The following is a 22951-nucleotide window of genomic DNA, read 5'->3' as shown; positions in this document are numbered from 1 at the left end:
GCCGCCTCCGCCGCTACCGTCCATCCGATTTCACACCGCCGCGGCGCCGGTTCCGATCCGGCTCCCGGTGCCTTCGACGTCCAGGAGGGGTCGATCCGAATGAGTAATCCCGTACCGGGCGAACGACTCGCCGCTCGCCCTCATACGGGTGGTGACGATCCGAACAAGATCGCCATGCTCGGTCTCACCTTCGACGACGTGCTGCTGCTGCCCGCCGCGTCGGACCTGATTCCCAGCTCGGTGGAGACCTCGAGCAAGCTGTCCAGGGATATCCGGCTGCGCACCCCGCTGGTCAGCTCGGCGATGGATACCGTCACCGAGGCGCGGATGGCGATCGCCATGGCGCGCGCGGGCGGCATGGGCGTGCTGCACCGCAACCTCTCCGGCGCCGATCAGGCCGCCCAGGTGGAGACGGTGAAGCGGTCCGAGGCGGGCATGGTCACCGACCCGGTCACCTGTCGCCCGACCGACACCCTCGCCGAGGTGGATGCCATGTGCGCCCGCTTCCGGATCTCCGGCCTGCCGGTGGTGGACGAGCAGGGCGCGCTGGTCGGCATCATCACCAACCGCGACATGCGGTTCGAGGTGGACCAGAACCGCCGGGTCGCCGATGTGATGACCAAGGCGCCGCTGATCACCGCGCAGGAGGGCGTCACCGCCGAGGCGGCGCTCGGGCTGCTGCGCAGGCACAAGGTGGAGAAGCTGCCGATCGTGGACGGCGGCGGCAGGCTGCGCGGTCTGATCACGGTGAAGGACTTCGTCAAGACCGATCAGTACCCGCACGCCACCAAGGACCGGGACGGCAGGCTGCTGGTCGGCGCCGCGGTCGGCGTCGGCGAGGATGCCTGGTCGCGCGCCATGACGCTGGCCGACGCCGGGGTCGACGTGCTGGTGGTCGACACCGCGCACGGCCACCAGGCGCAGGTGCTGCAGATGGTCACCAAGGTGAAGACCGAGGTCGGCGAGCGGATCCAGATCGTCGGCGGCAATGTCGCCACGCGGGCGGGCGCGCAGGCGCTGGTCGACGCGGGCGCGGATGCGGTGAAGGTCGGCGTCGGCCCCGGCTCGATCTGCACCACCCGGGTCGTCGCCGGCGTCGGCGCCCCGCAGATCACCGCGATCCTGGAGGCGGTCTCGGTGTGCCGCCCCGCCGGCGTCCCGGTGATCGCCGACGGCGGCATCCAGTTCTCCGGCGACATCGCCAAGGCCATCGCGGCGGGCGCCTCCACCGTCATGCTCGGCTCCCTGCTCGCGGGCACCGCGGAGTCCCCCGGTGAACTCATCCTCGTCGGCGGCAAGCAGTTCAAGAGCTACCGCGGCATGGGCTCACTCGGCGCCATGCAGGGCCGCGGCCAGGCCAAGAGCTTCTCCAAGGACCGCTACTTCCAGGACGACGTCCTCGCCGAGGACAAACTCGTCCCCGAGGGCATCGAGGGAAGGGTCCCGTTCCGCGGCCCCGTCAACCAGGTGATCCACCAGCTCGTCGGCGGCCTCCGCGCCGCCATGGGCTACACCGGCTCGCAGAACATCGCGCACCTCCAGGACGCCCAGTTCGTCCAGATCACCGCCGCGGGCCTCAAGGAAAGCCACCCCCACGACATCACCATGACCGTCGAGGCCCCCAACTACACCGGCCGCGGCTAAGCTCTACCCCGGCTTGCGCGAAAGCCGGGGTAGAACCATGTCCACACCCCGGCACGGCCCCCCCGGGGCGGCACCCCCGGGTCAACATCCGGATCCAGCGGCGACGTCACAGACGAGCCCACAACGGTTTGCGGCCCGTCCCGCGTTCGGCGGCCGAAGCAATGCGGCGCAGCCGCGAGTCTCGGCCGCCGAACGCGGGACCCCGAAGGGCCGCAAACCCCGCCCGCGCCAGCGGGCAGAAAGGCACATCACTATGCGCGACATGGTGGAAATCGGCATGGGCCGGACCGCTCGCCGGACATACGACCTGGACGACGTGGATATCGTCCCGTCGCGGCGTACCCGCTCGTCCAAGCAGGTCTCGCTGTCCTGGCAGCTGGACGCCTACCGCTTCGACATCCCGGTGGTGGCGCACCCGACCGACGCGCTGGTTTCCCCGGAGTTCGCGATCGAGCTCGGCAAGCTCGGCGGCCTCGGCGTGATCAACGGCGAGGGGCTGTGGGCCAGGCACGCCGACGTGCAGGCGAAGATCGAGCAGTTGACCGACCTGGCCGCCACCGGCCCGTCCGACCGCGCGGTGGCGCTGCTGCAGGAGCTGCACGCGGCCCCGATGCTGCCGGACCTGCTGGCTGCCGCGGTCGCGCAGGTTCGCGCGGCGGGCGTGACGGTGGCGGTGCGGGTGAGCCCGCAGAACGCCCGGGGCCTGACTCCCGCGCTGGTGCAGGCCGGGGTCGACCTGCTTGTGGTGCACGGCACGATCATCTCGGCCGAGCACGTGAGCGAGGGCGAGCCGCTCAACCTCAAGACCTTCATCGCCGAGCTGGACGTCCCGGTGGTGGCGGGCGGCGTGAGTGATCACCGCACCGCGCTGCACCTGATGCGGACCGGCGCGGCGGGCGTGATCGTGGGCTACGGCTCGTACCCGGGCGCGACCACGACCGGCGAGGTGCTCGGGATCGGGGTGCCGATGGCGACCGCGATCGCGGACGCGGCGGCGGCGCGGCGGGACTACCTGGACGAGACCGGCGGCCGGTACGTGCACGTGATCGCGGACGGCGACGTCTCGACCTCGGGGCAGCTGGCGAAGGCGATCGCCTGCGGCGCGGACGCCGCGGTGCTCGGGGTTCCGCTGGCGCTGGCCGCGGAGGCGCCGGGCCGGGGCTGGTACTGGCCGTCGGCGGCGGCGCACCCCTCGGTGCCGCGCGGCGCGCTGCTCGAGGTGGACGACCCGTGGGATGCGGGCGGCGCCGACCCGGAGCGCGCGCGGCCCGATCTGCACCGGGTGCTCTTCGGCCCGTCGGACGACCCGTTCGGCTCGTTGAACCTGGTCGGCGGGTTGCGCCGGTCGATGGCGAAGGCCGGGTACTCCGACCTCAAGGAGTTCCAGCGGGTCGGGCTGACGGTCCGGGCCTGAGCGCGGTGTGCGCTCGGAGGAATCGGCCGATGGCGGTGTTCACCGGCTCCGGGTGGGTCATGGTGACGGCGAGCCGGGCGCCGTCGATCTCCAGGTAGGTGGCGTCGGGCAGGCCGCGCGCGAGTTCGCGGGATCTGGCCCTGGCGATACCGCTGTCGGTGGCGTGGATCACCAGGGCGGGGCAGGTGATCTCGCCGAGCCGGTCGGCCACCGAGTCGCGGGCGAGCACGCAGTGCGCGGCGACCTCGATGTCGCGGCGGCCCTGGCCGAGCCAGCGCCTGGTCCAGATGGCGCGGTACCAGTCGTCGTCGCCGATGAGCCAGCGGGCGAGCTGCTGCGCGGCCCGCTCGCGGGAGTGCTCGTCGTACCAGAGGTCGAGGAATCGCAGTGTGGCGGTCGACTGTTCGCGGCTGAGGCCACCTGCCTCGGTGCTGATCAGGATCAGCCCGGCGACCCGCTCCGGGGCGAGCAGCGCGGCGCGCAGCGCGGTGAAGCCGCCCTGCGCCGTGCCGCCGACCACCGCGCGCTCCACCCCGATGTGGTCGAGCACGGTGAGGGCGTCGCGGGCGGCGGTCCAGAAGGTGAAGGGGAGGCGCTGGTCACGGCTGCGGCCGTGGCCGCGCGCGTCCCACGCCACGATGCGGAACTCCGGGGTGAGGGCGGCCTGCTGCGCGGCGAACATCGTTCGGTCCATGAAGAATTCGTGCGCCAGCAGAACGACCGGCCCGGTGCCCCCGCTGTCCTCGTAGTGGATGTCGGCGTCTATCGCACGGGCGAACGGCACGCCGATGAGGATAGCCAGCGGCGCGGGGGTGCGCGGGGCGATTCGCGCGCTCATTAAACTGTGCCGGTGGCAGATACCCAGAGCCCTGTTCTCGTCATCGACTTCGGCGCGCAGTACGCCCAGCTGATCGCCCGCCGGGTGCGCGAGGCGCGCGTCTTCTCCGAGGTGGTCCCGCACACCATCACGGTGGCGGAGATCGCCGCGAAGAAGCCGGCCGCGGTGATCCTGTCCGGCGGCCCGGCCAGTGTGTACGCCGACGGCGCGCCGCGGCTGGATGCCGGGCTGTTCGATCTGGGCGTCCCGGTGTTCGGCATCTGCTACGGCTTCCAGGCGATGGCGCAGGCGCTCGGCGGCACCGTCGCGCAGACCGGGACCAGGGAGTACGGCCGCACCGAGCTGAGCGTCGACGGCGGCGTGCTGCACGGCGGGCTGCCCGCGGTGCAGCCGGTCTGGATGAGCCACGGCGACGCGGTGACCGGCGCCCCCGACGGCTTCACCGTCACCGGGACGTCGGCGGGCGCGCCGGTCGCGGCCTTCGAGGACCGGGCGCGGCGGCTGGCCGGGGTGCAGTACCACCCCGAGGTGCTGCACTCGCCGCACGGCCAGCAGGTGCTGAGCCGGTTCCTGCACGAGCTGGCCGGGATCCCGGCGGGCTGGACCCCGGCGAATATCGCGGAGTCGCTGATCGGTGCGGTGCGCGAGCAGATCGGCGACGGCCACGCCATCTGTGGCCTTTCCGGCGGGGTGGACAGCGCGGTGGCGGCTGCGCTGGTGCAGCGTGCGATCGGGGACCGGCTGACCTGTGTTTTCGTCGACCACGGGCTGCTGCGAGCCGGGGAGCGCGAGCAGGTCCAGCAGGATTTCGTCGCCTCGACCGGCGCGAAGCTGGTGACGGTGGACGCGGTGGACAAGTTCCTCGGCGAGCTTAAGGGCGTCACCGACCCGGAGGAGAAGCGCAAGATCATCGGCCGGGAGTTCATCCGGTCGTTCGAGGACGCGGTCACCGGGATCGTGGCCGAGCAGGGCGGCACCGGGTCGGTGGAGTTCCTGGTGCAGGGCACTCTCTACCCGGACGTGGTGGAGTCCGGCGGCGGCAGCGGCACCGCGAACATCAAGTCGCACCACAATGTCGGCGGGCTGCCGGACGATCTCGAGTTCGCCCTGGTGGAGCCGTTGCGGCTGCTCTTCAAGGACGAGGTGCGCGCGGTCGGGCGCGAGCTCGGGCTGCCCGAGGAGATCGTCGGGCGCCAGCCCTTCCCCGGGCCGGGGCTCGCCATCCGGATCGTCGGCGAGGTGACCGGCGACCGGCTGGCCACCCTGCGCCAGGCCGACGCCATCGCCCGCGAGGAGCTCACCGCGGCCGGGCTGGACGGCCAGATCTGGCAGTGCCCGGTGGTGCTGCTCGCGGATGTGCGCAGCGTCGGCGTGCAGGGCGACGGCCGCACCTACGGCCACCCCATCGTGCTGCGCCCGGTGACCAGCGAGGACGCCATGACCGCCGACTGGACGCGGCTGCCGTACGAGGTGCTGGAGCGCATCTCCACCCGGATCACCAACGAGGTCGCCGAGGTGAACCGGGTCGTGCTCGACGTGACGAGCAAGCCGCCGGGCACCATCGAGTGGGAGTGACGCGGAACGGGCGCCGCTCCCGGTAGGAGCGGCGCCCGTGTGCGGCGCGGTCAGTCCTTCTTGTTCCGCCCGCGCGGAAGTACCAGCAGGATGCCCGCCACGATGGCGACGCCGACGGCGGTCCAGCCGAGCGGGATGATGTCCACCGCGCTCGGGCCGACGAAGGCCCAGACGCTGATCGCCAGGCCGATCAACCCGGCCACCAGCATGGACAGCGACGGCCCGCCGCGGGGCCTGACGGGGTCAGCCACGGTGCACCTCCACGTTGCCGGCGACGACGTCGATCTTCAGGTCGAGCACCGGCGCGCCGGGGGTGGCCGGGCCGCTGATGCCGGGGACGCAGTTCGACTCGCCCATGGTGGTCGCGCAGGTCATGTTCACCGTCAGGTCGGCGGGGAGCAGCACCTCGGCCTCGCCCATCCTGACCTCCAGCTGGACCGCGCGGTTCTCGGTGAGCGCGAGTTCGCGCAGGTCGAGCGTGGCATTACCCATGTTCACCCGGTAGGCGGGTTCGAGCGTGCTCGCCGAGGCGGCGGTCCAGACGTGCTCGCCCATGTCGGCCCTGTCGAAGTTCATCGGGCCGATCAGTGAGGCGAGCAGCACGAAACCGGCCAGCGGAACGGCCGCGAGGTACAGCCCGTGGCCGCGGCGCAGGAAGGCGCCGACCAGGAGACCGATGCTGAGCACCGCCAGTGCGGCGCCGCCGATCATGGCGGGGGTCATCCACGCCGCGCCCGCGGCGGCGACGGAGCCCGCCGCGCCCGCGGCCAGGATGGCGAGGCCGATGGTGACCGGGGTGAGCCGGGAGCGCGGGCGGCGCTCGGGCGGGGCGACCGGTGTCTTGGCCGGGGTGGGCTCGGGGAGGTCCCAGGCGAGGGGGGCGACGCCGAGGGGGTCCCAGGAGGGCGGAACCGGGGTGGGGAAGGGGTGCCGGGCCGCCGGGGTCGGGGATTTGGTGAGGTTCGGGCGTTCGGGGGCCGGAATGCCGGATGAGGCACTCCGTTCGGCCGCGTCGGCCGAGAGACCCGCGGCGCCGGGGCCGGTCGCGTCGGCCGAGAGACCCGCGGTGCCGATGTCGGTTGCGTGGGCCGAGAGACCCGCGGTGCCGGGGCCGGTCGCGTCGGCCGGGGTGCCCGCGGTGCCGGAACTGGTCTCGGCCGCGCCGGTGGCTGAGGTTTCGCCGATCTGCTCCGGGTCGGCGGCCGCCTTGGTCAGGTCCGGCCTTTGGCCTTCCGGCTCCGCGCGCAGCGGTGTGGTCGCGGCGCGATCCTGCTCCGGCACGTAGAACTCCGGGAGCTTGGTGTACGGCGAGTACGGCCCCGGGTCGGCGCGGAACATGTCGCCGACCGAGCGCAGCGGCGACCCGGCCGGTACACCGGGGTAGCCGGTGGCCGGGAAACCGCCGAACGAGGTCACGGGCTGCCCGGGCAGCCCGAGCGGCGGCTCCGGCTGCCGCAGGTGCAGCAGCCACCACCCGCCGAGCATGAGCGCCATGCTGATCAGCCCGGACCCGCCGAGCCCGACGCCGATCGGGCCCATGGTGCTCACCGCGATGGCGAGCGCCACGATCAGCACCACCGTCTTGGTCTGCGACTGCGATTTGTCCAGTAGCGAGCGCGGCGGCACGCTCGGGTCGCCCGCGTCGTCGAGCATCAGCCAGGCCAGCAGGTAGAGCACGACGCCCGCCCCGCCGAACAGCGTCGACACCACGAACGCGATCCGCACCAGGACCGGGTCGATGTCGTAGCGCCTGCCGAAGCCGGCGGCGACGCCGGCGACCGGGCCCTGGCGCGACATCCGGACCGGCCGGGTCTGCCACAACTGCTGGAGCTGGTCTCCGATGCTCGTCTTCATGCTTTCCATGGTGGCGAGACCTGGGCTTTCGCGCATCGGGGGTAACCCTGAATCGCTACCCCGGGCCGGGGGGTCAGGGTGTTTCCCGATGTCCCCCCGCGCGGGGGCGTGCCACCATCGGAGGCATGTCCCCCGCCACCGCCACACCCGTGCCCGCCTCCCCGCCGCGGCTGGTGCGGCGCACCGGCGGCCGGGTGATCGGCGGGGTCGCCGGCGGGGTCGCCGACCACCTCGGCATCCCGGTCTTCCAGGTGCGGATGGCCTTCGTGCTGCTCTCCGCGCTGGCCGGGGCAGGCATCTTCGGCTACGGCCTGCTCTGGCTCTTCACCCCGGCGGGGGCGGACACCGAGGAGGTCTCCGGCGAGGAGCGGCGGCAGGCGGTCGGGCTGGTGCTGCTCGGCATCGGGCTCGCGGTGGCGGTGTCCTGGGTGTTCAGCGGGCGGGTCGCGGGCATCGTCGCGCCGATCGTCGTGGTGGCGGTCGGCGCCGCGCTGGTCTGGCGCGAGTACGACGCCGACGGCGGCGGGCCGCGCTCGCTGCTCGGGCTGCCCGCCAAGCCGACCGTGATCACCTGGTCCCGGATCATCGCCGGGGTCACCCTGGTCGTGGTCGGGCTCGGCGTCGTCGTGCTGGCCAGGATCGACCTCGGCTCGCTGGGGCCCGCGCTGCTCGCGGTCGGGGTCACGCTGGTCGGCGCCGGGCTGCTCACCGTCCCGCTCTGGGTGAAGACCGTGCGCGCGCTGAACGCCGAGCGCGCCGCCCGCATCCGGAACGAGGAGCGCGAGGAGATCGCCTCGCACCTGCACGACTCCGTGCTGCAGACGCTCGCGCTGATCCAGCGCCAGGCGGCCGACGCGCAGGAGGTGGTGCGGCTGGCCCGCAGCCAGGAGCGGGAGCTGCGGCGCTGGCTCTTCGAGGACGCGGGCCCCGCGCAGTCCAGCCTGGCCGCCGCGCTGCGCACGATCGCGGGCGAGGTGGAGGATCAGCACGGGGTGAAGGTCACCCCGGTGACCGTCGGCGATGTCAGCATGGACGTCGGCGACACCGGGAGCGGGCTGCCCAAGGAGCACTTCACCGCGCTGCTCGGGGCGGGCCGGGAGGCGCTGGTGAACGCGGCCAAGCACGCGGGCGTCCCGGAGATCGACCTCTTCGCCGAGGCCGAGCCGCATCAGGTGAGCGTGTTCGTCCGGGATCGGGGCATCGGCTTCGACCCCGACGACATCCCGGCCGACCGGCAGGGGCTCGCGCGCTCGGTGCGCGGCCGGATCGAGCGGCGCGGCGGCACCGTCGAGGTGCGCTCCACCCCCGGCCGCGGCACCGAGGTGCGGATCGTCATGCCGCGCAGCGATTCCGGGGTGGCGGAGGAGGCCGTGCTCAGCCCCACGGCCCGCCCGTGAGTTCTCCCGGGCATGATGACCCCGTGACGAGGAGGAGTAACCGGTGAGTGTGCGCGTCTTTCTGGTCGACGATCACGCCGTCTTCCGGTCGGGGGTCAGGGCCGAGCTGGGGCGGGAGGCCGATATGGAGGTGATCGGCGAGGCGGGCGGCGTCGCCGACGCGGTCTCCGGCATCAACACCGCGCGGCCCGACGTGGTGCTGCTGGACGTGCACATGCCGGACGGCGGCGGCGTCGCGGTGCTCAACGGCATCGACGACGGCCCGGTCTGCCTGGCGCTCAGCGTCTCGGACGCCGCCGAGGACGTCATCGCGGTAATCAGGGCGGGCGCCCGCGGCTACGTCACCAAGACCATCTCCGGCGCCGAACTCGCCGACGGCATCCGCCGGGTCGCCGGCGGCGATGCCGTCTTCAGCCCGCGCCTGGCCGGCTTCGTGCTCGACTCCTTCACCGGCCGCTCCCCGGTGCCGGAGCCGCCGCTCGACCCCGAGCTGGACTCGCTCACCCCGCGCGAGCTGGAGGTGCTGCGGCTGCTCGCCCGCGGCTACACCTACCGGGAGATCGCCGAGGCGCTCTTCATCTCGGTGAAGACGGTGGAGACGCACGCCTCCAACGTGCTCCGCAAGACCCAGCAGTCCAACCGCAATGCCCTGACCCGCTGGGCGCACCGCCGCCGGATCGACTGAACCGCTACAGCGCGACGATGATGATCGCGATCACCAGCACCAGCCCGATGAGCAGCCCGGCGGCGATCGCGAGCGGCGCGCCGGGGTTGCTGCTGAAGCCGCCACCGCCGCTGCCGGTACCGCTGCCGAGCCGCTGTTGCTGCTGCGGCGCCGCCTGTGCCCCCGCGTGCTGCCGGTGCGGGCGGGGCAGCGGGGTGGAGTGCGGGCTGCGCTGCCCGGAGGCGGAGTTGCGCGCGGCCCAGGCCGGGATGGTTCCGTCCTCGGTGCGCACCGGCGCGCCGAGGATGTACGGGGCCGTGCCGGGACCGAAAGCGGCGGTGAGGATCTCGTCGCGCGCCTCGGCCATGCTCGGCCGGCGCTGCGGGGCGGGTTCCATCATGTGCAGCAGCGCGTTGGTGAGGACGCCGCTGCGGGTGGGCGGGATGATCTGCGCCATGGCGGCCCGCGTCACGACGGCGTCGCTGTCGTCGTCGAAGCCGAAGGGCGGCTGGCCCTCGATGGCGGTGTAGAGCGTCGCGCCGAGCGAGAAGACGTCGCTGGCGGTGGTCGGCACCGCGCCGCGCGCGACCTCGGGCGGGAGGTAGGACGGGGTGCCGGTGATGATGCCGTCCTGCTGGTCGGCGGGGTCGCCCGCGCCGCTGGAGATGCCGAAGTCGCTGAGCTTGGCCTTGCCGACCTCGGGGCCGCGGTCGGCGACCAGGATATTGCCCGGCTTGATGTCGCGGTGCACGATCCCCGCCGCGTGCGCGGCCGCCAGCGCATCCGCCACCTGGGCGCCGATCTGCGCCACCTCGACCGGGGGCAGCGCCTCCACCAGCGACAGCGCCTTGGCGAGGCTGCGCGAGGGCAGGTGCTCCATCACCAGCCAGGGCTCGCCCGCCTCGAGCACCACGTCGTAGACCGCGATGGCGTGCTCGTGCGAGAGCTTCGCCGCGACCCGGCCCTCGTGCATGATCTGCTCCCGCACCGCCCGCGCCGTCGCCTCGTCCAGCCCGGCCGTCGTGAGCACCTGCTTGATCGCCACGTCCCGGTTCAGCAGCCGGTCGAGCGCGAGCCATACGGCGCCCATGCCGCCGCCGCCGATCTTCGACTGGAGCCGGTACCGGCCTGCCACCAGGTAGTCCGGGCCGATGATGGGGCGGGGGCGATCGATCATGGTGTGCAGGGTAGTCGAAAGCCCCGGTAGCCGACCTGATTCGGGGCGGGGGTGAGACGGGCGTCCGGTTCGGCCGGTGGAGCCGACCCGGGGTCGGCTTCCCCTCTCCGCAACTCGAACGTATATTCGATTGCGGATCGATAGCTGGCGGCCGGAGGTGAGGGTGACATGGACCGATCGCGCCAGGACTCCTCCCGTTTGCTCGCTGTGTGGTGTCCGGACTGGCCTGCCGTGGCCGCGGCTGCGACGGCCGGGATTCCGGGGCATCGTCCGGTGGCGGTGCTCGCCGCCAATCGGGTGGTCGCCTGCACCGCGACGGCGCGGGCGGCGGGGGTCGGGCGCGGCCTGCGGCGGCGCGAGGCCCAGGCCCGCTGCCCGGAGATCTTCCTGGCGCGCGCGGACCAGGACCGCGACGCCCGCCTCTTCGAGCCGATCGTCACCGCCGTCGAGGCGACGGTGCCCGGCGTCGAGGTGCTGCGCCCCGGCCTGCTCGTGCTCGCCGCCCGCGGCGCCGCCCGCTACTTCGGCTCCGAGGAGCTCGCGGCCGAGCGGCTGGTCGACGCGGTGGCGGCGGCGGGCGCGGAGGCGGCGGTCGGGATCGCCGACGCGCTCTCCACCGCCGTGCTCGCCGCCCGCCGCGGCGCCATCGTCGCGCCGGGCGAAGGCCGGGAGTTCCTCGCCCCGCTCCCGATCGCCGAGCTCGCGGCCGAGCCGGGCGCGGACGCGAAGTACCGCGCCGACCTGGTCGATCTGCTGCACCGCCTCGGCCTGCGCCGGATCGGCGACTTCGCCGCGCTCACCCCGGCCGAGATCGCCTCCCGCTTCGGCGCCGACGCCATCGCCGCGCACCGCTGCGCCCGCGCGCTGCCGGAGCGCACCGTCTCCGCGCGTCGCCCGCCGCCCGAGTTCACCGTGGTGTACCGCTGCGACCCGCCGATCGACCGGGTCGACGCCGCCGCCTTCGCCGGCCGCATGCTCGCCACCAGGCTGCACGCCGCGCTCGCCGCCGCGGGCACCGCGTGCACCCGGCTGGTGGTGAGCGCGGAGACCGAAGCGGGCGAGGAGCTCTCCCGGGTCTGGCGGTGCGCCGAGCCGCTCACCGCGGCGGGAACGGCGGACCGGGTGCGCTGGCAGCTGGACGGCTGGCTCACGCACCGCTCCCGCCCGACCGGGCCGATCACCGTGCTCCGGCTGGAGCCGAGCGAGGTGGTGCCTGCCGGTGCGCTGCAGCTCGGGCTGTGGGGCGGGTCGGGGGAGACCGAGGGGCAGGCGCGCCGCGCGCTGATCCGGGTGCAGGGGCTGCTCGGCGGGGAGGCCGTGCAGTTCGGGGTGCTCAGCGGGGGGCGCGGGCCGGGGGAGCGGGTGACCATGGTCGCGCTCGGCGACGAGCGGGTGCCCGCCGCCGATCCGGCGCTGCCGTGGCCGGGCAGGTTGCCCGAGCCCGCACCCGGTGTCGTCCTCGTCGACCAGCCCGCGGTGCTGCTGGAGGCCGCCGACGGCGCCGCGGTCGAGGTCACCGAGCGCGGCGTCTTCAGCACCGCCCCGGCCCGGCTGCGCTGGGGCCGCCGGGAGTGGGCGCTGGCCGGCTGGGCCGGGCCGTGGCCGGTGGACGAGCGCTGGTGGGCGCCGGGCTCGGCGACGGTTCGCGCCCGCGCGCAGATCCGGCTGGACGGCGAGCCTGCGGACGCCAGGGTGCTGCTGCTCGCCTACCGGGACGGCGGCTGGCGCGCCGAGGGGGTCTACGACTGACCGCGCGCCATCTCCGCCGCCAGGGTCTCCCCCACGTAGCCCAGCGCCGCGACGTACTCCGGGAGCGCGAACCGGCGCATCATCTCGTCGGCATCGACATCCTCGACGCGCTCGTGCGCCCACCACAGGTGGCCCTGCGGATCGCGGAAGCGGGCGATCGCGTCGCCGAAGGGCATCGCGGCAGGCTCGGTCACGATCCGGGCGCCGCGCTCGCGGGCCGCGCGCACCGCCGCGGCGAGATCGGGCACGTACACCCGCGTATGGGCGGGGGTCGGCGGCCATTCGGGTGCTGCGTCGAACAGCATGAGCGACCCGCCGGAGAGCTCGATCTCGACGTGATTGATCATCGCGCCGTTCATGACGCGGCTGCCGTGGCGCTCGGTGGCGCCGAAGACGCCGGCGAGGAATTCCAGCTCGGCTTCGGTGTCGCGCGAGATGATCCAGCTCGCGACCGGGGCGACCCCGGCGGGCGTCGGGTCGGTGGACGGGGTGTTCGTCATGGTGACTCCTCCCTGTTGCTCACCCCGATCGTCGCAGCAGCCACCGACATTCGCCGCGGGCGGTGCGCGCCTCGGCGCCCGGCGTCACCAGTGCGTGCCCGGCACCCAGCGCCCGACCCGGCGCAGCGCGGTCCCGGTGACCCGCAGCGGCGTCGATCGTGACCGCGCGGGCTCGGCCCACCCCGAATCCTCCTGCGGCGCAGCCTCGTTCTCACCCTTCGCGGCGGGGGAGTCGGGCAGCGCGCGGTAGTAGCGGTGCAGGATCCGGTCGCGCAGCTTCGGGGTGAGCAGCGCCCCGTACTCGGCGATGGTGCCGAGCGGCACGTCGATCCGCCGCGGCCGCTCGACCAGGGCGCGCACGATGGTGGCCGCCGCCCACTCCGGCGTCTCGGCGGGCCCCTGGTTCCCGCTCGGCGCGATCATCGGGGTGCGCACCAGCGGCATGTGGATGGTCGTGAAGGTCACCCCGTCCGCCATCGTCTCCACCGCCGCCACCTCGGTGAACTTGTCCAGCGCCGCCTTGCTGGCCAGGTACGCGGCGAACCGCGGCGTCGCCACCTGCACCCCGGCGCTGCTGATGTTCACGATGTGCCCGAAGCGCCGCTCGCGCATCTGCGGCAGCAGCGCGAGGGTGAGCCGGAGCGCGCCGAAGTAGTTCACCGCCATGGTGCGCTCGAAGTCGTGCAGCCGGTCGGTGGAGCGGTGGATCGCGCGCCGGATGGAGCGGCCCGCGTTGTTGACCAGCATGTCCACGTGGCCGTGCTCGTCGAGGACGGCGCGAACCGTGCGCTCCACCGACTCGCCCTCGGTGATGTCGCACGGGTAGCCGTACGCGTCGCCGCCCGCCGCGCGTACCTCGGCGACCGCCTCGTCGAGCTCGTCCGCGCGCCGGGCCAGCAGGAACACCGTGGCGCCCTTGGCCGCGGTGGCGAGCGCGGCGGCCCGGCCGATCCCGGAGGAGGCGCCGGTGATGAGCACGTGGCGGCCGGTCAGAGTTTCACCCATGCGCTGAACTTACTCTCAAGTAAGATGCCCTGCCAAGAGTCGAATCGAATTAGAAACTTATATAAGTTTCTGCTAGAAAGGGGTGGTGCCCGACCTCGACCCCGCCGCCCTGACCTCCGTCATGGAGCGGTTCACCCGGATGTTCATCCGCCTGCCCGCGGTGCAGCAGCGCAGCTTCACCACGCTCTCGGTGCTGCACACGCTGGCCGGGCGCGGCCCGCAGCGGCTCTCCGCGCTCACCGCGGGCGAGCAGGTCACCCAGCCCGCCATCACCCAGATCGTGGCCAAGCTGGAGCGCGACGGCCTGGTCGCGCGCGGCCCCGACCCCAGCGACGGCCGCGCGGTGCTGGTCCGGATCACCCCGCGCGGCGCGGCGACGGTGGCGAGCAGGCGCACCGCCCGGGTGGCGCGGATGGCCGAGCTCGTCGCGCTGCTGGAACCGGAGCACCGCGCCGCGCTGACCGCCGCGCTCCCCGCGCTGGCCCGGCTGGCCGAACTCGACGACGAACGGAACCGCTGATGGAACGCCGCCCCATCCACGTGCCCGACGCGGTGCTCGACGATCTCCGGCAGCGGCTCGCCCTGACCCGCAGGGCCGCCGTCCCCGGCGGCGGCTACGGCGTCTCCGGCGACTACCTGCACGAACTGTGCGAGTACTGGCGCACCGAGTACGACTGGCGCGCCGCCGAGGCCGCCATGAACGCCTACGACCACTACCGCGCGACCGTCGACGGCGTCCCGGTGCACTTCCTGCGCAGGCCGGGCGTCGGCCCGGCGCCGCGGCCGCTGATCCTCACGCACGGCTGGCCGTGGACCTTCTGGCACTGGTCGAGAGTGCTGGAGCCGCTGGCCGATCCCGGCGCGCACGGCGGCGACCCGGCCGACGCCTTCGACCTGATCGTGCCCTCGCTCCCCGGCTTCGGCTTCTCCGGCCCGCTCGACCGCGCCGACCTGAACTTCTGGCGGATCGCCGAGCTCTGGCACACGCTGATGACCGATGTCATCGGGTTCGAGCGCTACGCCGCCGCGGGCTGCGACGTCGGGGCGCTGGTCACCGCCGAGCTCGGGCACCGGTACCCGGACGAGCTGTACGGCATCCACATCGGCTCCGGGCAGCCGCTCACGCTCTTCAACGGCGAGCGCGGCTGGGACGTCAGTGGCGGCAGGCCGATCCCGGACGACCTGCCCGGCCCGGCCAGGGATCGGCTGATCGCCCTCGAGCACCGTTTCGCGGTGCACCTGGCCGCGCACACGCTGGCGCCGGACACCCTGGCGCACGCCCTCGCCGATTCGCCCGCGGGCATGCTGGCCTGGATCCTGGAGCGCTGGACCTCGTGGAGCGACTGCGGCGGCGACGTCGAGCGGGCGTTCCCGCGCGACGACCTGCTCACCCAGGCCACGATCTACTGGGTGACGAACTCGATCGGCACCTCGATGCGCACCTACGCCAACAACAACCGCCACCCCTGGACGCCGGCGCACGACCGGAAACCCGTGGTCCAGGCGCCGACCGGGGTGACGCTGGTGGCGCACGAGAACCCGCCGGGCGTGCCGACCGCCGAGCGTGCCGCGTGGTTCCGCGCCACCCGGGCGGAGTGGTACCGGCTGGACGAGGTCACCGTGCACGAGCGCGGCGGCCACTTCATCCCCTGGGAGATCCCCGGCGAATGGGTCGCTGACCTGCGCCGGACCTTCCGGTCGTCGCGCTGATCCGCGGATAACCGCGAAGTTGCGAACAGATGTTCGATCCGCACTCGAAACGTTCGAACACATGTGCGATACTCGGCGCATGGCGGACGATCGGATGGCGGATATCTACGCCGCGGTGCGGCTCGGAGGTGTTGACCGTGCGGCAGCGCGACGCGCGCTCACGGAGGTATGGGAGGAGCTCGGCGAGGACGGTGATCCCGTGCAGCGGTGCGTGGTCGCGCACCACCTCGCCGACGTCCAGGACTGCGCGGAGGACGCGCTGTACTGGGATCAGCGGGCGCTGGCGGCGGTCTTCGCCTACGGCGTCCCGCTGGACGAGGGGCTCCGCGGCTTCCTCCCCTCGCTCTACCTGAATCTGGCCGACAGCCAGCGCCGGACCGGCGATTTCGAGTCGGCCCGGATGCAGCTGACCATCGCGCGCGGCCACCTCGACGTGCTGGCCCACGACGCGTACGGCGACATCATCCGGTCCGGGCTGGAGCACGTGGAGCAGGCGCTCGCGGCGGGCTCCACCGAGCGGCTCTCGGCCTGAGGCGCGGTCGTGGGCTGGGATCACGGCCCGCCCACCTGGGCGGAGATGGAGCGGATGCTCTCCGGCCGCCGCTCGGGCCGCGCCGATCCGGCGTCGATGCACCCGGGCGACGGCGGCGACAGCCCGGCGTGGTCGCGCAAGCGCGGCGCGTACCGGGCCGGGCCGGCGGCGCCCGCGGGCGCGACGGTGCCGTACGCGGAGTTGCACGCGCACTCGGCGTACAGCTTCCTCGACGGCGCCGTGCACCCCGAGGAGCTGGTGGAAGAGGCTGTGCGGCTGGGCCTCTCGGCGCTCGCGCTGACCGACCACAACGGCTTCTACGGCACCGTGCGCTTCGCCGAGGCGGCCAAGGAGTGGGGGCTGCCCACCGTCTTCGGCGTCGAGCTCTCGCTGGGCTCCGCGCCGGAGCGGGGGCGTCCGGCGGTCGCCGGCTGCGCCGGGACGCGGCGGGGCAGCCGTTCGGTGCCCCTGCGCAGCCGCGGGGCGCGGGGGCCCGCGGTCCAGGCCGCGCCGACCGGGGCCGCGGTCGGCGGGCACGCGGAGGCACCGGATTCCGCGCCGCGCACCGGCGAGCCCGACCCGGCCGGGCCGCACCTGCTCGTCCTCGCCCGCGGCGCCGAGGGGTATCGCAGACTCTCCCGCGAGGTCGCCGCCGCGCACCTGGCGGCGGGGGAGAAGGGCATCCTGCGCTACGACCTGGACGCGCTCACCGCCGCGGCGGGCGGCCACTGGCACATCCTCACCGGCTGCCGCAAGGGAACGGTGCGCCGCGCCCTCGCGCTCGACGTGCTCGCCCGCGACCCCAGCGCCCCGCGCGCCGAGGCCGCGCTGCGCGATCTGGTGGAGCGCTTCGGCGCCGACCGGGTGAGCGTCGAGCTCACCCACCACGGCATCCCGGAGGACGACGAGCGCAATGCCCTGCTGATCGCGCTAGCCGACCGGGCCGGGCTCCCGGTGCTCGCCACCACCGGCGCGCACTTCGCCGCCCCCGCGCACCGCCGCCGCGCCATGGCGCTCGCCGCGATCAGGGCCAACCGCGGCCTGGACGAGATGGCGGGCTGGCTGGCCGCGGCGGGCGGGGCGCACCTGCGCTCCGGCGCGGAGCTGGCCGAGCTCTTCGCCGACTGCCCGGCCGCGGTGGCGCACGCCGCCGAGCTGGGCCGCGAGTGCGCCTTCGACCTCCGGCTCATCGCCCCCACGCTGCCGCCCTTCGACGTCCCGCCCGGCCACGACGAGCTGTCCTGGCTGCGCGAGCTCAGCTATCGGGGCGCCGCGAAGCGCTACGGCCCGCGCGCGGAGAACGAGCAGGCTTACGCCCAGATCGAGCACGAGCTCACGGTGATCGGCCGGATGAAGTTCCCCGGGTACTTCCTCGTGGTGCACGACATCGTGGACTTCTGCCACCGCAACGGCATCCTCTGCCAGGGCAGGGGCTCGGCGGCGAACTCCGCGGTCTGCTACGCCATCGGCATCACCAATGTCGACCCGGTCGGCAACCACCTGCTCTTCGAGCGGTTTCTCGCGCCGGAGCGGGACGGCCCGCCCGACATCGACCTCGATATCGAGTCCGACCGCAGGGAGGAGGCCATCCAGCACGTCTACACCCGGTACGGCAGGGAGAACGCGGCGCAGGTGGCGAATGTGATCACCTACCGGGGCAAGTCGGCGGTACGCGACGCCGCGCGGGCGCTCGGCTTCTCGCCCGGCCAGCAGGACGCCTGGAGCAAACAGGTGAGCCGGTGGTCCGGGGTCGCCGCCGAGACCGGCACCGACATCCCCGCCGACGTGCTCGAGCTGGCGTCCGAGCTGGAGGGGCTGCCGAGGCACCTCGGCATCCACTCCGGCGGCATGGTGATCTGCGACCGGCCGATCGCCGACGTCTGCCCGGTGGAGTGGGCCCGGATGGCGGGCCGCAGCGTGCTGCAGTGGGACAAGGACGATTGCGCCGCCGTCAACCTGGTGAAGTTCGACCTGCTCGGGCTCGGCATGCTCTCCGCGCTGCACTACATGATCGACCTGGTCGGCGCGCACATCGGCGAAACCGTGGAGCTGCACACCATCGATCTCGGCGAGCCAGCGGTCTACGCCATGCTGACCAGGGCCGATTCGGTCGGCGTCTTCCAGGTGGAGTCGCGGGCCCAGATGGCGACGCTGCCCCGGCTGAAGCCGCGCGAGTTCTACGACCTGGTGGTCGAGGTCGCGCTGATCCGCCCCGGCCCGATCCAGGGCGGCTCGGTGCACCCCTACATCCGCCGCCGCAACGGCGAGCCCTACCAGCTCGACCACGAGGCGCTGCGCCCCACCCTGGACCGCACCTACGGGGTGCCGCTCTTCCAGGAGCAGCTCATGCAGCTCGCCGTCGACGTCGCCGGTTTCACCGCGGCCGAGGCCGACGAGCTGCGCCGGGCCATGGGCTCCAAGCGCTCCAAGTCCAGGATGGAGCGGCTGAAGGACCGGCTCTTCGCCGGGATGCGGGAGCGGCACGGGATCACCGGCGAGGTGGCCGAGCGGATCTACGAGCAGATGTACGCCTTCGCGAATTTCGGCTTCCCGGAGAGCCATTCGCAGAGCTTCGCGGCGCTGGTCTTCTACTCCGCGTGGTTCAAGCTGCACTACCCGGCGGCGTTCTGCGCCGGGCTGCTGCGCGCCCAGCCCATGGGGTTCTACTCACCGCAGTCGCTGGTCGCCGATGCCCGCAGGCACGGCGTCGCGGTGCACGGGCCGGACGTGAACGCGAGCCGCGCCGAGCCGACCCTGGAGTGCCGCGGCACCGAGGTGCGGCTCGGGCTGGCCGCGGTGCGGCACATCGGCGACGAACTGGCCGCCCGCATCGTCGCCGCGCGCGAAAAGGACGGCCCCTACACCTCCTTCACCGACCTCACCGGCCGGGTCGAACTCACCGTGCCGCAGGCGGAGTCGCTCGCCACCGCGGGCGCGCTCGGCGCACTGGCCGGTCCGCGCCGCTCGGCGCTCTGGGCGGCCGGCGCGGCGGCCGGGGAGCGGCCGGACCGGCTGCCCGGCATCGGCGCGGCCACCGCGGCGCCGTCGCTGCCCGGCATGAGCGGGCTCGAGCTGGCCGCCGCCGATGTGTGGGCCACCGGCGTCTCACCGGACAGCTACCCCACCCAGTTCCTCCGCGCCTACCTGGACAGCATCGACGTGCGCCCGGCATCCGGGCTGCTCGCGGTGCGCGACGGCACCCGGGTGCTGGTGGCGGGCGCGGTGACGCACCGGCAGCGCCCGGCCACCGCGGGCGGGGTCACCTTCATGAACCTGGAGGACGAGACCGGCATGGTGAACGTGGTCTGCTCGGTGGGGCTGTGGCAGCGGCACCGCAGGCTGGCGCAGAGCGCCTCCGCGCTGATCGTGCGTGGCCTCGTGCAGAACGCCGAGGGCGCCGTGAGCGTGGTCGCCGAGCATCTGCAGCCGCTGGACCTGCGGATGGCGTCGAAGTCGCGGGACTTCCGGTAGCGGGCCGCTACGCTGCGCTCATGCGGAAGGTTGCGGTGTTCTGTGCCGGGCTGCTCGGGCTCGCCCTGCTCGTCGGTTGCGGGGCCGGCGGCTCCGAAAGCGCGCCCGGCGCACCCGATTCCACGGTCGCCGCGCCCGCCGTGAGCCCGCCCGGGCTGCGCGACCAGGGCGCACCGGCGCCGTTGGACAACGAGCAGGCGCCGGACACCACGCGCAAGGAGGTCGTCACCGGCGACGTCGCGCTGGTCGCCGACGATCCCATCGCCGCCGCGGGCATCATCGCCGACCGGGTGCGTGCCCTCGACGGCCGGGTGGACAGCCGCACCGAGCAGCCGCGCACCGACGAGAACGACGGCAGCTCCGGCTACCGCCCCCTCCCGCAGGGGCCGAGCGCCTCGCTCACCGTGCGCGTCCCGAGCGACCGCACCGACGCCTTCGTCGACGGCCTCGGCCAGGTCGGCCGGATCACCAGGATCAGCCTGAACCGCGCCGACGTCACCATGCAGTGGGAAGATCTCGACGCCCGCATCCGCGCCCTCCAGACCTCCGTCGACCGCCTGCGCACCCTGATCGCGGGCGCCACCAACACCGCCGACCTGCTCGCCGCCGAGCAGGCGCTCTCCTCCAGGCAGGGCGAGCTGGACAGCCTGACCTCGCAGAAGCGGCTCCTCGACGACCAGGTCGCGCTCTCCACATTGAGCATCTCGGTCACCACCCCCGCGGCCAACCCGGTCGACGACGACGAGCCGAGTTCCTTCTGGGGCGGCATCGTCGCCGGGTGGAACGGACTGGTCGACTGGCTCGGGGACGCGGTGGTCGCCGTGGGCAAAGCGCTGCCGACGCTCGCCTTCCTCGCCGTCATCGGTGGGCTGATCTTCGTGATCGTCCGCGCCGTGCGCCGCCGTCGCGGCGGTCCGGGAACCGAGCCCGCGCCGGGCAAGGCGTGGGCCGAGCCCGAACCGGCGAAAGCCGCGCCGGCGCAGCCGGAATCACCCGGCGATCACCCCGAAAAGTCGTAAGGCAGCGCTTCGAGATCGGCCGAACCCGGTTGAATGTTTACGGCTGTGCACATAAGCTGGCCGTCAGACATCCCACTGTGGAAGGAAGCCGATGCCCGCGCTGCCCTGGACCCGTGGAGTACACCACCCCTCGAACGGGGAGACTCTCCACGTACTCACCTCCCGCCTCCCCCTGAACCGCTACAGCGACATCCCGCGATTCCTCCGCTGGACCCTGCGAATCCGCCGCCAGCTACGCCGGGCGCCTGGCTGCGTCGGCTACACACTCGACGCCCGCCTGCTCAGCAAGACGTTCTGGACGCTGTCGGCGTGGTCGGACGAGGCGTCGATGGAGGCATTCGTCCGCAGCGACGCCCACGCGCTGATGCTGGCCGACATGAAGGGCCGGGTGGGCGCACCGGGCTTCATCACCTCCCCGGCGACCCCGGACCGGCTCCCGCTGTCCTGGTCGGACGCCCGCGACCGCCTCACCGGCCACCAGCGCTAGACCCCGCCGGAAAACCCCTGCTGCCGCCACGCCTCGTACACCGTCACCGCCGCCGCGTTCGACAGATTCATCGACCGCCGCCCCGGCACCAGCGGAATCCGCACCCGCGCCGTCATCCGCGGATCGGAAAGCACCTCCTCCGGCAACCCCGTCGGCTCGGTCCCGAACAGCAGCACATCCCCTGGCTGGTACGCGATATCCGTATACCGCACCTCCCCCTGCGTACTGAACGCGAACACCCGCTCCGGCCGGATCACCTCGAACGCCGTCTCCAGATCCGCATGCACCCGCACCGAAGCCAGATCGTGGTAATCCAGCCCCGCCCTGCGCAGCTTCGCCTCCGACAGGTCGAACCCAAGCGGCTCGATCAGATGCAGCTCACACCCGGTCCCGGCGACCAGGCGGATCGCATTGCCGGTGTTCGGCGGAATGCACGGCTCGTGGAACATCAGATGAAACACGGGAGTAGTCAACCAGGAACCCGGGGGACAGGCCGCTCGGTGCGGCAGCGGTCGCGTGCCGCGTCCGGATCGCGCGCCCGGCCGGTGTTCGGCGCAGGATGGGGGGTATGGACGCGAGCTCATGGGAGACGGTCGCGGCGCCGCCGCATCCGGCGCTCGCCGGGCTGGTCGGCGAGTATGCCGAGTTCAGCGAACGTGCCGATGGACCCGTGGTGCGGTACGAACCCGCCAATGCCGGGGCGGTGCTGATCGTCGAGTTCGCGGATCCGCTGATCGTCGCCGATGTGGCGGAGCCAGGGGTGTCGCGCACCTGGCGCGCCTTCGCGGCGGGGCCGAGCCTCGGGCCGACGCGGACCGAGCACGCGGGGGTGCAGCACTGTGTGGAGGTGCGGTTGACGCCGCTCGGGCTGTATCGGGTGGCGGGGAATGTGTCCGAGCTGGCCGATCGGGCGGTCGGGTTGGCGGAGTTGTTCGGCAGGGAAGGCCGGGAGTTACCGGAAAAGATTGTGGCGCAGCAGGACCCGGCGAGCAGGTTCGCGCTGCTGGATGCGCTGCTCGGCCGGGCCGCGGTGGAGGGCCCGGAGCCGGACCCCGAGGTCGCGTACACCTGGCACACCCTGCAGCGCACCGGCGGCACCGCGGGGATCGGCGAGATCCGCGCCGAGATCGGCTGGAGCAGGGCCCGGCTGGCGCGCCGGTTCCGCGCCCAGATCGGGCTCACGCCCAAGGCGGCGGCCAGGGTGATCCGCTTCGGCCGGGCCGCAGCCCTGCTCCGCGCGCCGGACCCGCAGCCGCTCAGCGCCATCGCCCTCTCCTGCGGCTACGCCGACCAGGCCCACTTCACCCGCGACTTCCGCGAGTTCGCCGGCCGGCCGCCGAGTGCCTGGGCCGCCGACCGCGGATGACGCCCGCCGCCGCGCGAGATTCCGTGCCCGGCCCGCGGGACGTGCCGGGCGGGCACCCGCGCCTCGCCGCGCGGCGTGAACATTCGTTCAAGACCGGAGCCACATCGCGAACCTAGGGTCGAACCACCGCAACGGAGGGAACCAACGATGACCGGTGAACCGAGCTTCTTCGAGATCGGCGTCCCCGACGCCACCCGCGCCCGCACGTTCTACGAGCAACTCCTCGGCTGGAAATCGCACGAGACCAAACCGGGCGGCCCCGCCTGGCTGGAGACCGGCGGCGTGCGCGGCGGCGTGCACGACGGCGACGAGGACCGCTGGATCGGCATCTTCTTCCACGTCGACGACATCGAGGCCGCGGCGCGAAAAGTCCGCGATCTCGGCGGTGCGGCCGATGATCCAGGCCCGGAAGAGGAGGGCTTCGGCCGCTTCGCCTTCTGCCGCGACGACCAGGGCGTGCGATTCGGGCTGCACCAGCCGGGTCTGTCACAATCGCAGGCGTGACAGACCCGACCGTGGCGCGGCGCGAATCCGGAGGCGGCAGCTGGG

21 protein-coding genes are annotated in these 22951 nt (G+C 73.4%); 14 read left to right on the top strand and 7 right to left on the bottom strand.

The window, feature by feature from the left end; all coding sequences use genetic code 11:
* Positions 1-99 precede the first annotated feature (99 nt).
* Positions 100-1644: an IMP dehydrogenase gene (gene guaB / locus ACFUJ1_RS26760; RefSeq protein ID WP_378649848.1), complete on the top strand. Its 1545-nt coding sequence runs from the start codon at positions 100-102 to the stop codon at positions 1642-1644.
* A 253-nt stretch (positions 1645-1897) separates the two neighbouring features.
* Complete coding sequence (locus ACFUJ1_RS26755) at positions 1898-3058, top strand: GuaB3 family IMP dehydrogenase-related protein (protein WP_378649846.1); 1161 nt, start codon at positions 1898-1900, stop codon at positions 3056-3058.
* Here the strand turns inward: ACFUJ1_RS26755 and ACFUJ1_RS26750 are convergent.
* Positions 3018-3896 carry an alpha/beta fold hydrolase gene (locus ACFUJ1_RS26750; RefSeq protein ID WP_378649844.1) on the bottom strand — a complete coding sequence of 293 codons (879 nt, stop codon included), beginning with the start codon at positions 3894-3896 and terminating at the stop codon, positions 3018-3020. The genes ACFUJ1_RS26755 and ACFUJ1_RS26750 overlap by 41 nt on opposite strands.
* A 12-nt stretch (positions 3897-3908) precedes the next feature.
* On the opposite strand from ACFUJ1_RS26750, the gene guaA reads away from it, so the two are divergent.
* Positions 3909-5471, top strand: a complete 1563-nt coding sequence (gene guaA, locus ACFUJ1_RS26745; RefSeq protein WP_378649842.1) for a glutamine-hydrolyzing GMP synthase — start codon at positions 3909-3911, stop codon at positions 5469-5471.
* A gap of 50 nt (positions 5472-5521) precedes the next feature.
* On the opposite strand, the gene ACFUJ1_RS26740 is transcribed toward guaA, so the two are convergent.
* Both ACFUJ1_RS26740 and ACFUJ1_RS26735 read right to left on the bottom strand, forming a co-directional pair.
* Complete coding sequence (locus ACFUJ1_RS26740; protein ID WP_378649840.1) at positions 5522-5722, bottom strand: hypothetical protein; 201 nt, start codon at positions 5720-5722, stop codon at positions 5522-5524.
* On the bottom strand, positions 5715-7325 hold the full coding sequence (locus ACFUJ1_RS26735) for a PspC domain-containing protein (RefSeq protein ID WP_378649838.1): 1611 nt from the start codon (positions 7323-7325) through the stop codon (positions 5715-5717). Before ACFUJ1_RS26735 ends, ACFUJ1_RS26740 begins: the two co-directional genes overlap by 8 nt.
* 125 nt (positions 7326-7450) lie before the next feature.
* On the opposite strand from ACFUJ1_RS26735, the gene ACFUJ1_RS26730 reads away from it, so the two are divergent.
* Together ACFUJ1_RS26730 and ACFUJ1_RS26725 are read left to right on the top strand one after the other, a co-directional pair.
* Positions 7451-8722: a PspC domain-containing protein gene (locus ACFUJ1_RS26730; RefSeq protein WP_378649836.1), complete on the top strand. Its 1272-nt coding sequence runs from the start codon at positions 7451-7453 to the stop codon at positions 8720-8722.
* Positions 8723-8771: 49 nt separating this feature from the next.
* Positions 8772-9407, top strand: a complete 636-nt coding sequence (locus ACFUJ1_RS26725; RefSeq protein WP_233021152.1) for a response regulator transcription factor — start codon at positions 8772-8774, stop codon at positions 9405-9407.
* Between the two features lie 4 nt (positions 9408-9411).
* Here the strand turns inward: ACFUJ1_RS26725 and ACFUJ1_RS26720 are convergent, their stop codons facing one another.
* On the bottom strand, positions 9412-10563 hold the full coding sequence (locus ACFUJ1_RS26720) for a serine/threonine-protein kinase (protein ID WP_378649834.1): 1152 nt from the start codon (positions 10561-10563) through the stop codon (positions 9412-9414).
* A gap of 168 nt (positions 10564-10731) precedes the next feature.
* Here ACFUJ1_RS26720 and ACFUJ1_RS26715 point away from each other — a divergent pair, with 168 nt between their 5' ends.
* Positions 10732-12312, top strand: a complete 1581-nt coding sequence (locus tag ACFUJ1_RS26715) for a DNA polymerase Y family protein (protein WP_378649832.1) — start codon at positions 10732-10734, stop codon at positions 12310-12312.
* Here the strand turns inward: ACFUJ1_RS26715 and ACFUJ1_RS26710 are convergent.
* Positions 12303-12812 (bottom strand): VOC family protein, encoded by a 510-nt coding sequence (locus ACFUJ1_RS26710; protein WP_378649830.1) that lies wholly within the window; start codon positions 12810-12812, stop codon positions 12303-12305. The two genes, ACFUJ1_RS26715 and ACFUJ1_RS26710, sit on opposite strands and share 10 nt — an antisense overlap.
* Before the next feature lie 84 nt (positions 12813-12896).
* The gene (locus tag ACFUJ1_RS26705; protein ID WP_378649828.1) at positions 12897-13817 is read right to left on the bottom strand and encodes an SDR family NAD(P)-dependent oxidoreductase; all 921 of its coding nucleotides are present in this window, start codon (positions 13815-13817) and stop codon (positions 12897-12899) included.
* A gap of 85 nt (positions 13818-13902) precedes the next feature.
* On the opposite strand from ACFUJ1_RS26705, the gene ACFUJ1_RS26700 reads away from it, so the two are divergent.
* The 6 genes from ACFUJ1_RS26700 to ACFUJ1_RS26675 all read left to right on the top strand — a co-directional run bounded on the left by ACFUJ1_RS26700 (position 13903) and on the right by ACFUJ1_RS26675 (position 21036).
* A complete protein-coding gene (locus ACFUJ1_RS26700) occupies positions 13903-14337 on the top strand; it encodes a MarR family winged helix-turn-helix transcriptional regulator (RefSeq protein WP_378649826.1) in 435 nt (144 codons plus the stop codon).
* Positions 14337-15527, top strand: coding sequence for an epoxide hydrolase family protein (locus ACFUJ1_RS26695; protein ID WP_378649824.1), 1191 nt, complete (start codon positions 14337-14339; stop codon positions 15525-15527). Before ACFUJ1_RS26700 ends, ACFUJ1_RS26695 begins: the two co-directional genes overlap by 1 nt.
* A gap of 79 nt (positions 15528-15606) precedes the next feature.
* A complete protein-coding gene (locus tag ACFUJ1_RS26690; protein WP_233016145.1) occupies positions 15607-16059 on the top strand; it encodes a hypothetical protein in 453 nt (150 codons plus the stop codon).
* A 9-nt stretch (positions 16060-16068) separates the two neighbouring features.
* On the top strand, positions 16069-19530 hold the full coding sequence (locus tag ACFUJ1_RS26685; RefSeq protein ID WP_378649822.1) for an error-prone DNA polymerase: 3462 nt from the start codon (positions 16069-16071) through the stop codon (positions 19528-19530).
* Between the two features lie 20 nt (positions 19531-19550).
* Positions 19551-20549, top strand: coding sequence for a DUF4349 domain-containing protein (locus ACFUJ1_RS26680; protein WP_378649821.1), 999 nt, complete (start codon positions 19551-19553; stop codon positions 20547-20549).
* A gap of 91 nt (positions 20550-20640) precedes the next feature.
* Positions 20641-21036: an antibiotic biosynthesis monooxygenase gene (locus ACFUJ1_RS26675; RefSeq protein WP_378649820.1), complete on the top strand. Its 396-nt coding sequence runs from the start codon at positions 20641-20643 to the stop codon at positions 21034-21036.
* Here the strand turns inward: ACFUJ1_RS26675 and ACFUJ1_RS26670 are convergent.
* Positions 21033-21497 (bottom strand): tRNA (cytidine(34)-2'-O)-methyltransferase, encoded by a 465-nt coding sequence (locus tag ACFUJ1_RS26670; protein ID WP_378649897.1) that lies wholly within the window; start codon positions 21495-21497, stop codon positions 21033-21035. The two genes, ACFUJ1_RS26675 and ACFUJ1_RS26670, sit on opposite strands and share 4 nt — an antisense overlap.
* Before the next feature lie 107 nt (positions 21498-21604).
* Between ACFUJ1_RS26670 and ACFUJ1_RS26665 the strand changes: the two genes are divergently transcribed.
* A complete protein-coding gene (locus ACFUJ1_RS26665; protein WP_378649819.1) occupies positions 21605-22402 on the top strand; it encodes a helix-turn-helix domain-containing protein in 798 nt (265 codons plus the stop codon).
* Positions 22403-22549: 147 nt separating this feature from the next.
* Positions 22550-22906, top strand: coding sequence for a VOC family protein (locus ACFUJ1_RS26660; protein WP_378649817.1), 357 nt, complete (start codon positions 22550-22552; stop codon positions 22904-22906).
* Positions 22907-22951 lie beyond the last annotated feature (45 nt).

The organism is Nocardia sp. NPDC057227, assembly GCF_042669725.1.
GTDB classification, from domain to species: domain Bacteria; phylum Actinomycetota; class Actinomycetes; order Mycobacteriales; family Mycobacteriaceae; genus Nocardia; species Nocardia asteroides_A.
Note: the sequence above shows the minus strand (reverse complement) of the source record. Positions and strands in the feature narration are given on the sequence as shown.